Source organism: Desulfobacterium sp. N47, assembly GCF_051233685.1.
Classification (GTDB): domain Bacteria; phylum Desulfobacterota; class Desulfobacteria; order Desulfobacterales; family RPRI01; genus RPRI01.
Genome location: NZ_JBAMMY010000068.1, coordinates 18953 through 30788, shown reverse-complemented (window position 1 = coordinate 30788; position 11836 = coordinate 18953). Strand labels below are relative to the sequence as shown.

The 11836-nt window shown below is 40.5% G+C and carries 11 protein-coding genes; 6 read left to right on the top strand and 5 right to left on the bottom strand.

Going from position 1 to position 11836, the window contains the following annotated elements:
- The 3 genes from acd to VXK47_RS04165 form a co-directional block, all read left to right on the top strand.
- Positions 1 to 1163, top strand: a 1163-nt coding sequence (gene acd / locus VXK47_RS04175; RefSeq protein ID WP_435547514.1) for a glutaryl-CoA dehydrogenase Acd, incomplete at its 5' end; no start/stop codon positions are given.
- A gap of 23 nt (positions 1164 to 1186) precedes the next feature.
- Positions 1187 to 1690, top strand: coding sequence for a carboxymuconolactone decarboxylase family protein (locus VXK47_RS04170; RefSeq protein ID WP_435547513.1), 504 nt, complete (start codon positions 1187 to 1189; stop codon positions 1688 to 1690).
- 40 nt (positions 1691 to 1730) lie between these two features.
- Complete coding sequence (locus tag VXK47_RS04165; protein WP_435547512.1) at positions 1731 to 3464, top strand: acyl-CoA carboxylase subunit beta; 1734 nt, start codon at positions 1731 to 1733, stop codon at positions 3462 to 3464.
- Positions 3465 to 3560: 96 nt separating this feature from the next.
- Here VXK47_RS04165 and mazF read toward each other — a convergent pair whose 3' ends face one another.
- The gene (gene mazF, locus VXK47_RS04160; protein ID WP_435547511.1) at positions 3561 to 3902 is read right to left on the bottom strand and encodes an endoribonuclease MazF; all 342 of its coding nucleotides are present in this window, start codon (positions 3900 to 3902) and stop codon (positions 3561 to 3563) included.
- Between the two features lie 2 nt (positions 3903 to 3904).
- A complete protein-coding gene (locus tag VXK47_RS04155) occupies positions 3905 to 4147 on the bottom strand; it encodes an AbrB/MazE/SpoVT family DNA-binding domain-containing protein (RefSeq protein WP_435547510.1) in 243 nt (80 codons plus the stop codon).
- Between the two features lie 116 nt (positions 4148 to 4263).
- Here VXK47_RS04155 and VXK47_RS04150 point away from each other — a divergent pair, with 116 nt between their 5' ends.
- Complete coding sequence (locus VXK47_RS04150) at positions 4264 to 4542, top strand: hypothetical protein (RefSeq protein WP_435547509.1); 279 nt, start codon at positions 4264 to 4266, stop codon at positions 4540 to 4542.
- Here the strand turns inward: VXK47_RS04150 and VXK47_RS04145 are convergent.
- The 3 genes from VXK47_RS04145 to lepA all read right to left on the bottom strand — a co-directional run bounded on the left by VXK47_RS04145 (position 4539) and on the right by lepA (position 8484).
- Positions 4539 to 5063 carry a 3-isopropylmalate dehydratase small subunit gene (locus tag VXK47_RS04145; protein WP_435547508.1) on the bottom strand — a complete coding sequence of 175 codons (525 nt, stop codon included), beginning with the start codon at positions 5061 to 5063 and terminating at the stop codon, positions 4539 to 4541. The genes VXK47_RS04150 and VXK47_RS04145 overlap by 4 nt on opposite strands.
- A gap of 90 nt (positions 5064 to 5153) precedes the next feature.
- Complete coding sequence (locus VXK47_RS04140) at positions 5154 to 6443, bottom strand: 3-isopropylmalate dehydratase large subunit (protein WP_435547507.1); 1290 nt, start codon at positions 6441 to 6443, stop codon at positions 5154 to 5156.
- A 244-nt stretch (positions 6444 to 6687) separates the two neighbouring features.
- Positions 6688 to 8484 carry a translation elongation factor 4 gene (gene lepA / locus VXK47_RS04135; RefSeq protein ID WP_435547506.1) on the bottom strand — a complete coding sequence of 599 codons (1797 nt, stop codon included), beginning with the start codon at positions 8482 to 8484 and terminating at the stop codon, positions 6688 to 6690.
- Positions 8485 to 8648: 164 nt separating this feature from the next.
- On the opposite strand from lepA, the gene VXK47_RS04130 reads away from it, so the two are divergent.
- Both VXK47_RS04130 and VXK47_RS04125 read left to right on the top strand, forming a co-directional pair.
- Positions 8649 to 9053 (top strand): Fur family transcriptional regulator, encoded by a 405-nt coding sequence (locus tag VXK47_RS04130; RefSeq protein WP_435547505.1) that lies wholly within the window; start codon positions 8649 to 8651, stop codon positions 9051 to 9053.
- 319 nt (positions 9054 to 9372) lie between these two features.
- On the top strand, positions 9373 to 11829 hold the full coding sequence (locus VXK47_RS04125) for a heavy metal translocating P-type ATPase (protein ID WP_435547504.1): 2457 nt from the start codon (positions 9373 to 9375) through the stop codon (positions 11827 to 11829).
- The last annotated feature ends 7 nt before the right edge of the window (positions 11830 to 11836 follow it).

Below are 11836 nucleotides of genomic sequence, written 5' to 3'. Positions count from 1 at the left end.
TGGATTTTAAATTATCGGAAGAACTTCAAATGCTTAAGGATACGGTGCGTGATTTTGCAGATGAAAAAATAGCTCCTTTTGCTGATGAGTGGGATATGAATCATTATTTCCCATATAATGAAGTTGTAAAGCCAATGGGTGAACTTGGCTTTTTTGGTACGGTTATACCGGAAGAATACGGCGGGTCGGAAATGGGCTGGCTGGCTGCAATGATTGTAACTGAAGAGATTGCACGGGCATCAAGCTCGCTTCGGGTTCAGGTCAACATGCAGACTCTCGGATGTGCTTACACCATATTTAAATATGGAAATGAAGAAGTCAAAAAGAAATATATCTCCAAACTTGTCAACGCCGAATATATAGGCGGATTTGCAATTACTGAGCCGGATGCCGGATCGGATGTAATGGCTATCAAATCCATAGCGGAAGACAAGGGCGATCATTGGCTGTTAAACGGCTCCAAAACATGGATATCTAATGCCAATGTTGCCGATGCTGTAATCTATTATGCCTATACCGATAAAGCTGCCGGGGCTAAGGGCCTTTCGGCATTTGTGGTTGAATTGAAGAATTTCAATGGTATCCGTACAACAGATTTGGATAAGATGGGCTCAAGATCTTCACCAACCGGAGAAATTTATCTTACAGACACAAAAGTACCCAAAGAAAATATAATTGGAAAACCCGGCGACGGTACAAAGATTGTCTTCGGATCACTCAATCAGACACGTCTTTCTGCAGCAGCAGGTGGTGTCGGTCTGGCTCAGGCCTGCCTGGATGTTGTAACAAAATATGCTATGGAGAGAAAACAGTTCGGACAGGAAATCGGCAAATTCCAGATGAATCAGGACATGGTAGGTCAGATGAATGCCGAGATAGAGGCTGCCCGCTTTCTGGTTTACAGAGCGGCCTGCACAAAAGATGAAGGCAATTTGAATAATGGGCTTGAGGTGGCTCAGGCCAAATATTTTGCCGGTGAAACTGCAAGCAAATGTGCAAACTATGCTATGCGGATATTGGGTGCTTACGGTTATTCAACCGAATATCCTGTTGCACGCTATTACAGAGATGCTCCGACATATACAATGGTCGAAGGGTCGGCGAATATCTGCAAGTGGATAATAGCTCAGGATCAGCTTGGAATAAGAAAGGCAAACAGATAGTATTTTAAAAGGGGAATTTGATCTTGGAAGACGATGTTTTTGAAAAAACGAAAAAAACCGCTGCTCTTTATTTTAAAGATGTAGAAGGAGAAAGACCTTATGAGCTCTGGAAGTCTTTTGATAAAAAGCTTGCAAATGATCTTTCTCTTTTTATTACAGGACGGATGTATGCAAGAGAAAAAATTTCCCATACCACAAGACAGCTTGTCACAGTTGCAGCCCTTACCGTTTTATCGCACCTCGATGAATTAAAACTTCATATACAGGCTGCGCTGAATGTCGGATGTGCTCCGGAAGAAATTGCAGAAGTAATATTTCAGACCAGTACTTTACGGAGGCGTTCCGGCAATGAATTCGGCTTTGAAAGTCTTAAGAGCTGTATTGGAAGAAAAAGGAATGTGGCCTGTTTTGTGAACGGTTTTAAATATAATGATATATTTGTAAAAAGTCCCCAAACCGTCATGCCGGAATTTCTCCGGCATCCAGAAGCAACTGAAACTTCTGGGTTTCAGCTTTTGCCGGAATGACGAAAATTGAATAAATGAAGTTTTTAACGGGAGTTAGAACATGAGACCTTATTTTGAAAAAATGCCCGATTTAGGCAAAGAACTTACAGAGGGGCATAAAAAAAGCAGCAAGGAAAATGCTGTACAGATAAAGGAAGTTGAAAAACAGATCAGGGATGAGGTTGAAAAGGTAAAAAATTCAGGCCTTCCCGCAGAAAAAATTAACGAAAGAGGCGAGATGACCGTCTGGCAAAGGCTTGCATATCTTGTTGATCCTGGAACATGGTGTCCTCTTCATACCATATACAATCCCATGAATATTCCTGAGGGAACAACCAACGTTATTGATGGTCTTGGAAAAATATCAGGCAAATGGGCGGTGATAATCGGATTTGACAACAAAGTGTTGGCAGGTGCATGGCTGCCCGGACAGTCTGAAAACATATTGCGTGTAACCGACCTGGCTAAAAGGCTTAATATTCCCCTTGTCTGGCTTGTAAACTGCAGCGGCGTTCAATTGCCCGAACAGGAAAAATTTTATGCAGGCCGCCGCGGTTCGGGAACACCATTTTACAGACATGCCGAGCTTGAAATAATGGGAATACCTGTTTTAGCCGGCATATACGGCACTAACCCGGCAGGAGGGGGTTATCAGGGAATAAGTCCGACAATTTTATTCGCTCATAAAAATTGCAATATTGCGGTCGGAGGAGGAGGAATATTAAGCGGAATGTCGCCCAAAGGCCATTTTGACTTGGAAGGCGCTGAAGCGCTGATAGCGTCCGCTAAACAATTCAAGGAGAAACCGCCAGGATCTGTTGATATCCATTATAATGAAACCGGTTTTTTCCGATATGTTTATGAAGAAGAAACAGGAGTGCTGGACGGCCTTAAAGATTATATGAGAGATATGCCTTCCTACAATCCAAAATTTTTCAGGGTGGCAGAACCTAAATCTCCCAAATATTCTACTGATGATCTTTACTATTTACTTCCTTTCAATCAGAAGAGAACATATGATTTTAGGGATATTTTGTCCCGTCTTGTTGATGGAAGCGAGCATATGGAGTATCGTCCTGAATATGGCCCGGAAGTATATACGGGCGTTTGCAAGATTGATGGTTTTCCTGTCGGCTGCATAGGTAACAACCAGGGTTTCTTGAGGGAGCATTATCCTGAATATGCTCCTTATCCGGGTATAGGCGGAAAGCTTTACAGGCAGGGCCTTATCAAGATGAACGAATTTGTTACATTGTGTGGCCGTGACAGAGTTCCTATCATATGGTTCCAGGATACAACAGGAATTGATGTGGGCGATCTTGCAGAAAAAGCAGAGCTGCTCGGCCTTGGCCAGTCTCTTATTTATTCCATACAACAAACGGATGTTCCGCAGATTCTTGTTGTCTTGAGAAAAGGTTCAGCTGCAGCTCACTATCTTATGGGTGGTCCGACTGCAAACGATCATAATGCCTTTACGCTTGGCACTGCTACAAGCGAGATTTATGTTATGCACGGAGAGACAGCTGCAGCAGCTACATATTCGCGAAGACTGGTAAAGGATAAAGCTTCCGGAAAACCTCTTGAGCCGATTATAGATAAAATGAATGAGCTGGCACAGAAATATTATGATTATTCAAGACCTGCATTCTGTGCAAAAACCGGCCTTCTTGATGAAATTGTTCAGTTAAATGAATTAAGAAAGTATCTTATGGCTTTTGCAGGATCGTGTTACCAGAATCCAAAGTCAATATGCCCGCAAAACCATATGATTCTGCCAAGAACCATAAAAGGGTAATATAAAAACATGTGCGGCCTTTAACGCAAAGGCCGCACATTTAATCAAACATCAAATCGTTTCCCATTAAAGGTCGATTCAGATCTCGATTTTCTATCAGTCAAAACGTAACAGTACCCCAAGTTTTTTTAATATTTCTGAAATCATAGTATCAGGAATTTTATCATAGAATTCTGTATTACTTATTTTCCAGTCGAGGCTTTTAATCTGATCGGATAAGGCAGCACCTGTTATTTTTAGACCTGGAGGAATATTGACTTCAAAAGGATAACCTTTTATTTGATTGGTTACCGGGCAAAATAAGGCAAGGCCGACTTTACTATTATAGGAAACCGGCGACAGGACTATAGCAGGACGTCTTCCCGCCTGCTCATGGCCTGCTTGGGGATTCATGTCTATCCAAACGGCATCTCCTCTATCCGGGACATAATTGCTCATAATTACCATATTTCTTTCCCCGCCGGAGCTCCGGTATCAAACTCGCTGTGAAGGTTATTTTCCGAGATACCCTCTAAAAGGTCATCAAGCGAATATTCTTTTTTCCCAATTATAGTAATAATAATTTTATTTTTGTCGAGCGTTAAATCAACCGTTTCATTTTGCATTAGATTTGCATCAATTGCGAATGATTTAGGAATTCGTAATGCAAGGCTATTGCCCCATTTTTGAATTTTAGTTTGCATATCATACCTTCATTTAAAAAATCATGCCTTATAATATGTTTCTACAATGGATATACATTTGACGAGATAAAAAAGCAATATCTTCTTTTTAATGACCCACGAAAGAGAAAAGTTTCATGATTAAAAGTTTCCGTGATAATTGGCTGCAAGATTTTTTCGCAGATGATATCCAGTCTGAAAAGATACCTGCTGTCACTCGTTCACGATTATTTAGAAAGTTACAGTTACATAATGATGTTACAAATGATGTTATCGCTCACCACGGTGTCCTGGACGAAGGTGTACTGTTCATCCGGAAGCCGTTTTCGATTAAGGATTTGGCGTCGAAGTTGCGCGATGCGTTGGATGGGGAAGCTGGCGTTCCATGCTGGTTCGTTACAGCACCATGTGTTTAATATTTGGAATCGGCGTAATCTACCCAACCGCCTGCTTCAACCAGCGCCTTGTCGAATCCTGAAATTTTAAATTCAAATGATTCTTCAACATCACCGGCCTTTAAGATAAAAGAACCTTCGTTAAAAACCGTTTCAAGATCAGTATCGTGATTTGAGAAAACCGAAAATATATGATCAATGGTTTCAGCCGGAAGCTCTACTGCCATCATTCCGCAATTAAACATGTTTCTTTTATAAATTCTGGCAAAACCGGGTGCTATGACAAGATTGATATCGTTTACTTCAAACGCCCATGGAGCATGTTCTCTGGATGATCCGCAACCGAAATTTTCTCTTGTTATTATTACTGCTTTGCCTTTAATATCTTTCTTATTGTCAAAGCCCTCTAAGTTTATATCCTCAAGAAGATACGGCTTTAAGGCTTCTTTGGTGTTTTCGGTAAGATATCTTGCCGGAATAATTTCATCGGTGTTGATATCCGATCTGTTGAGAAAAAGTACTTTTCCTGAAAAATTTTTCATAGCTTTTATTCGCTCTTTATTGTCCTATTAAAGGTTTATAAGAAAACCTCTCGCCGAATCCTCAGCCAATCGGCTTTAGCTGATGGCAACTTACTTACCCTTATATAATTTTGAATTTGTAATATGTCCTGCAATAGCTGTTGCCGCAGCAGTAGCCGGGCTCATCAGATGAACCATACCGCCTTTTCCCATGCGCCCGCTGAAATTTCTGTTTGTAGTGGAAGCACAGGTTTCTCCTTCTGCAATAATTCCGTTGCTCATGCCAAGGCAGGCTCCGCAAGTCGGATTTGTAACGCAAAATCCGGCTTCAAGAAAATCGGCAATTATTCCTTCATCCAATGCCTGTTTATATATATCTGTAGTTGCAGGAGAAACAATGCCACGCAAAGAATCGCTGATTTTATTTCCTTTTAAAATCTTTGCTGCAACCCTTAAGTCTTCAATTCTTCCGTTTGTGCATGAACCTATATAGACCTGATCTATTTTTGTGCCTTCCATCTCCTTTACAGGCTTTACTTTATCCGGTTTGTACCCGAATGTAACCACAGGCTCAAGATTTGTAATATCATGATCGATTATCTTTTCATAGGAAGCATCGGGATCGGAGCAGTACTTACTAAAAGCATTATGTGCAGCGTCTTTTGTTTTATATTCGTTTTTTATAAAATCCCATAAATATTCTACCGTAGTCATATCAGGAGCACATATTCCGCATGTTGCACCGGCTTCTATTGCCATATTGCAAAGAGTCATTCTTGCATCCATGCCCATATCCTCAACAACAGGGCCTGAAAATTCCAAAACTTTATTTGTTGCTCCGCTAACACCAATAAGACCGATTACCGAAAGAATTATATCTTTTGCAAAAACCCCATCCGGCATTTTACCGCAAATATTGATCTTTATTGTTTCGGGATAACCAAGGGCGCATACTCCTTTTAAAATACCTACCTCAAGATCTGTTGTTCCCACACCTGCGCCGAAAGCGCCGAAAGCACCGTAAGTACAGGTATGAGAATCTCCCATGATTATGGTATAACCCGGTCTTACAAAGCCTTTTTCGGGAAAGATTGCATGGCAGACTCCGTTTCGGCCGATATCAAAAAAATCGTTTATCTTGTGACGCCTTGCCCATTCTCTTAAAATTTTTCCCTGTAAAGCAGTTTTGGAATCCTTTGCCGGAGTAACATGATCGATAACAGCCTTTATTCTGGATGTATCAAAAACGCGGTCTTTGCTCCGGCTGACAAGATCATTGATAGCAATAGGCGTTGTAATTTCATGGCAGAAAACGGCATCAAGCCTTATTACATAAATATCTTCAAAAGGATTATCGATAATATGTGAATCAAAAATTTTCTGAGCTATAGTCTTTCCCATTTGTTCTCCGAATTATTAAAATTAGGATTAAAAGAAAAAAGCTCATGAGTTGTTAAGTTCGTAGGCTGATAAGGTAAGTATAATTTAATTTTTATAGTATGTTTAATTCTGCGTTTACCTTACTAACTCAGCAGCTTATGAATTTATGAGCTATAATCTCCTTAAACCATTTGAAATAGAAACAAGAATATATAATCACAATTTATGCTTAAAATCAATTAATGATGGATTTATCCCACCAATATCAATCCGTATCTGTTTTCAAAACCGAAAGAAAAGCGGATTGTGGAATCATAACTTTTCCTACCATCTTCATCCGTTTTTTACCCTTTTTCTGCTTTTCCAGAAGCTTTCTTTTCCGTGTGATGTCACCTCCGTAACATTTTGCCGTTACATCTTTTCTGAAAGCTGAAACTGTGGATCTTGCGATTATTTTGGCGCCTATCGCACCCTGTATGGCAATTTTAAACATTTGTCTTGGTATTTCTTCTTTCAGTTTTTCACAGGCAACTCTTGCCCGTTCCACGGCTCTATCCTTGTGAACAAGTTGTGAGAGAGCATCAACACGCTCACCGTTTATAAGTATATCCATCTTAACAAGATCGGTTTCCCTGAATTCGATTATTTCATAATCAAAAGAGCCATATCCCTGGGTTATGGATTTTAGTTTATCATGAAAGTCAAAAATCACTTCGGCAAGCGGAAGTTCAAATATCATCTCAAGCCTGTCACTTGTCAGATACTGATAGTTTTTATTGATTCCGCGCCTGTCCAGGCACAGCTTCATAACGGCTCCCATGTAACGGTTTGGTACTATAACGGATGCACGGATATAAGGTTCGAGCGTGGTATCAATTTCTGTGGGGTCGGGATAGAGTGCAGGATTATCAATTATCATTTCAGTTCCGTCGCTCATTATAAGGGAGTATTGAACCGAAGGAGCGGTAAGAATAAGAGAAAGATCAAATTCACGTTCAAGCCGCTCCTGAACAACCTCAAGATGAAGAAGACCTAAAAAACCGCATCTGAAACCAAAACCCAAAGCAACTGATGTATCTTTTTCGAAAATAAGGGAAGCATCGTTAAGTTTGAGCTTTTCTATAGCGATGGCAAGCTCTTCGTATTCATCCGCTGCAACAGGATATATTGACGAAAAAACCACAGGTTTTGCATCCTTGTAACCAGGCATGGCCTTATCGGCGGGTCTGTTTTTTAATGTGATTGTATCGCCGCATTTTGTATCTACTACCGACTTTATACCAGCTATAACATATCCGACCTCTCCGGCAGAAAGTTCTTTTTTAGGTATCCGCTTTAACTGAAATATCCCAATCTCTTCTGACTTGTACGAAATTTTGTTAGACATGAAAGTGATAACATCCCCAACTCGTATCGTTCCTTCAAAAATTCTGAAATAGACGATAGTGCCTCTGAATGCATCATAATGGGAATCGAATATCAATGCCTTAAAAGGAGCTTCGGGATCTCCCGCCGGAGGGGGCAAAATTTTTACTATGCTTTCAAGAACATTTTCTATTCCTATTCCTTCCTTGGCTGACACCAGTATTGCCGTTTCCGGGTCAAGTCCGAGGTCTTCTTCTATTTGCGCCTTTACCCTTTCGATATCTGCGGAAGGAAGATCTATCTTGTTTATTACAGGAATAATAACAAGATTGTTGTCCATGGCAAGATAGAGGTTGGCTATGGTTTGCGCTTCGACTCCCTGGCTTGCATCTACAAGAAGAAGAGCTCCTTCGCAGGACGCAAGCGCCCTTGAAACTTCATATGAAAAATCCACGTGGCCCGGAGTATCAATAAGATTTAAGGTATATTTATTGCCGTCTTTTGCAACATATGGAAGGCACACTGTCTGGCTTTTTATGGTGATGCCCCTTTCCCGTTCGATATCCATATTGTCCAAAATCTGGTTATGGAAATCCCTGTCGGCAATAATACCGGTTTTCTGGATCAGGCGGTCCGAAAGAGTCGATTTGCCGTGATCTATGTGTGCAATTATGCTGAAATTTCTGATATTATTCATTATCCATACCCAGTTTTTATGATTGTTTTTAATCTTTAATTATTCTATATTGAATCTGCAAAATATGTAACATATAATATACAAAAAGGCCTGCTTTTTTACCAGATAATTTCAAATTGTGTCAAGACAGGTAATTTTAGGTTAAGATAGGAGTATTGATCAGCTTGCATAATAATAAACAAAAGCATAGGACAACGCAGCAGCGAAAAGTAATTTTAGAAGAGCTGAAAAAAGTTAAAACCCATCCGGCAGCAGACGAAATTTTCAGGATGGTAAGAAAACGCCTTCCCCGAATAAGCCTAGGAACTGTGTACAGAAACCTTGAAGTTTTGACTGAATTAAAAGAAATTCAAGAGATAGAACTTACCGGAAACCTCAAGCGCTTCGACGGTAATCCTGAAAATCATTACCATTTGAGATGTATGATATGCGGGCGTATAGATGATGCACCTTTTGAGCTTGAAAAAGATCTTGAAAAAAAGATGCGTCCGTTTACAGAATATACTATTATATCCCATAAGCTTGAGTTTATAGGTATTTGCCCTAAATGCTCATCAGAACTTCCATAATAGTTCATGAAAGCCATTTGTAAAATCGGTCTGCTTGTTACTTGTGATTCTTGAGTATCAGCCAGGCATCAGATGTAAGGTATGGGTTGTAATTTATTCTTTGAGCCAGTTTCAAAGCGTTCCAGCTGATCTCTGTGTTGGGCTCAAATTTTAATCCTCGAAATACTAAATGTATTCCTGTGGTTAAAATTTTCGCCCGCCTTGACCTTGACCAAACTGAAATGTTTTGAAAGTGGCTCCTTTGATTTACTTTTCACTTCTAACTGATCACAATTCGCAAAGAACTTTATATCTTGCAGCTAAATAAGGATAATGTCTCATGGCGGAATTCAAGCTTGCTATACCTGTTTCAGGAATGACCTGCGCAAATTGCGCTGCAAATATCGAAAGAGGTTTAAAAAAATTAAACGGTGTAATAGATGCCTCTGTTAATTTTGCCTCCGAACAGGCTTATGTTACATATGATACCGGTAAAATTTTGCTGAAAGACATTACGGAAAAGATTAACAGCTTAGGGTACAAAGCTGTTACAAGTAAAGCTGAACTTCCGATAACCGGTATGTCATGCGTCAACTGTGCTATAAATATCGAAAGAGTTCTTAATAAAAATGTTTCCGGCTTGGTTAATGTTTACGTAAACTTTGCTGCCGAACGTGTTCATGTCGAATACCTGCCTGGGGTCACTTCCATAGAAGATATTATATCTGCTATAAGAAAAGCCGGTTACGATGCAATATCCACAGATCAGCTGTCTGATGAATCGGATAGAAATGATTATGAACAAAAAGCCCGGGATGCTGAAATTAAAAATCAAACCAAAAAATTTGTTACCGGGCTGCTTTTTACCATTCCGCTTTTTCTTTTAAGCATGGCAAGAGATTTTGGGCTGACAGGAGCATGGAGTCAAACAGCATGGGTAAACTGGCTGTTTTTTTTCCTTGCCAGTCCTGTTCAGTTTTATACAGGCTGGGACTATTATGTTGGCGGTTACAAAAGTCTCAGAAATAAAAGTGCAAATATGGATGTTCTTGTTGCCATGGGATCATCGGTTGCATATTTTTATTCAATTGCAACACTGCTTTCTATCATCCCAGGCAAACATGTTTATTTTGAGACATCAGCAGTAATTATCACTCTGATAAAACTTGGCAAAATGCTGGAATCCCGCACGAAGGGGAAAACAGGCGCAGCAATACGAAGACTTATGGAGCTGTCGCCAAAAACAGCAACAATACTTGAAGACGGCATCGAAAAGACAATTCCCCTGGCAAATGTAAAAGCAGGAAACACTCTTATTGTCAGGCCGGGAGAAAGAATTCCTGTTGACGGGATTGTAACCGAAGGTGAATCGGCTGTTGATGAATCCATGTTGAGCGGCGAACCAATACCTGTTGACAAAACCATTAATGACGCTGTCACAGGCGGAACAATCAATACAGAAGGCTTATTGAAGATAAAAGCAACCCGTGTAGGCAAAGAGACTGTTCTTGCCCAGATAATAAGTCTTGTCCAGCAGGCACAGGGAAGCAAAGCGCCGGTTCAGGCTGTTGCAGACCGTGTTTCATCCATATTTGTGCCTTTAGTCCTTATCGCGGCACTTTCAACTTTTATAATATGGTGGTCGATGGATGGTAGCTTTGTGTACGCCATGATCAGATTTGTTGCAGTACTTGTTATCGCCTGCCCGTGTGCTTTGGGGCTTGCAACTCCCACAGCCATAATGGCCGGAACCGGCAAGGGAGCTGAAAACGGAATCCTTTTTAAAAACAGCGAAGCACTCGAAACAGCATCAAAGCTTGATATAATCATTTTAGATAAAACAGGAACCCTTACAACCGGAAAACCTGCCCTTATAGATATAGTGCCTTTTGAACCGGCATGCAAAAGTAATAATGAACTTTTGCAAATTGCAGCTTCTGTTGAAAAGGGCTCAGAACACCCCATCGGAAAGGCAATTGTTAATGAAGCTGAAAAAAGAAACATTGTAATGTCTCAGCTTCAAAGATTCAAGTCTACCGGAGGAGTCGGCGTTGAAGCATATGTGAATGACAAGTTAATTATGATAGGAAAACCGGATTGGTTTAAATCATCAGGATTAAATACAATAAATATCGAAAACCAAATCAGCCTGCTTCAGTCGGAAGGAAAAACCGTAATGGTGGTTGCATCGAAAAATGAGATTTTAGGACTGATATCTGTGGCAGACAAGGTAAAAGCGGAATCGGCACAAGCAGTAAGAAAGCTTTTTGATCTTGGCTTAGAAGTTGTTATGCTAACCGGAGATAACAAAATGACTGCACAGGCTATAGCATCGGATGCAGGTATAAGCAAATTTTTTGCGGAAGTAAAACCCGGTGGAAAATCCCTGAAAGTAAAAGAACTTCAAAAAAATAATAAAAGGGTGGCAATGGTCGGAGACGGGATAAATGACGCACCTGCTCTTGCACAGGCAGATGTGGGGATTGCAATAGGAACAGGAACAGATATTGCCATTGAAACAGCCGATATTATTCTTTCAGGCGGAAATCTGCTTGGTGTGCCAAAGGCAATTATGCTTGGCAAGGCAACAATGAATACCATAAAACAGAATTTATTCTGGGCATTTTTTTATAACATAATACTTATTCCCATTGCAGCAGGTGTTTTACACCCTTTTGCAGTTTTCCCGGATTTCTTAAGACAGCTTCATCCCATGCTTGCAGCAGGAGCAATGGCCTTAAGCAGTATATCGGTTGTCGGAAACAGCCTCCGTCTCCAGCGCACCAGAATTGACTGAATTTATA

What these genes read in the sequence shown, in the direction of transcription:
- VXK47_RS04165 (WP_435547512.1), top strand. Translation starts at nt 1,731, where the DNA reads ATGAGACCTTATTTTGAAAAAATGCCCGATTTAGGCAAAGAACTTACA.
- mazF (WP_435547511.1), bottom strand. Translation starts at nt 3,902, where the DNA reads ATGAGCAATTATGTCCCGGATAGAGGAGATGCCGTTTGGATAGACATG.
- VXK47_RS04155 (WP_435547510.1), bottom strand. Translation starts at nt 4,147, where the DNA reads ATGCAAACTAAAATTCAAAAATGGGGCAATAGCCTTGCATTACGAATT.
- VXK47_RS04150 (WP_435547509.1), top strand. Translation starts at nt 4,264, where the DNA reads ATGATTAAAAGTTTCCGTGATAATTGGCTGCAAGATTTTTTCGCAGAT.
- VXK47_RS04145 (WP_435547508.1), bottom strand. Translation starts at nt 5,063, where the DNA reads ATGAAAAATTTTTCAGGAAAAGTACTTTTTCTCAACAGATCGGATATC.
- VXK47_RS04140 (WP_435547507.1), bottom strand. Translation starts at nt 6,443, where the DNA reads ATGGGAAAGACTATAGCTCAGAAAATTTTTGATTCACATATTATCGAT.
- lepA (WP_435547506.1), bottom strand. Translation starts at nt 8,484, where the DNA reads ATGAATAATATCAGAAATTTCAGCATAATTGCACACATAGATCACGGC.
- VXK47_RS04125 (WP_435547504.1), top strand. Translation starts at nt 9,373, where the DNA reads ATGGCGGAATTCAAGCTTGCTATACCTGTTTCAGGAATGACCTGCGCA.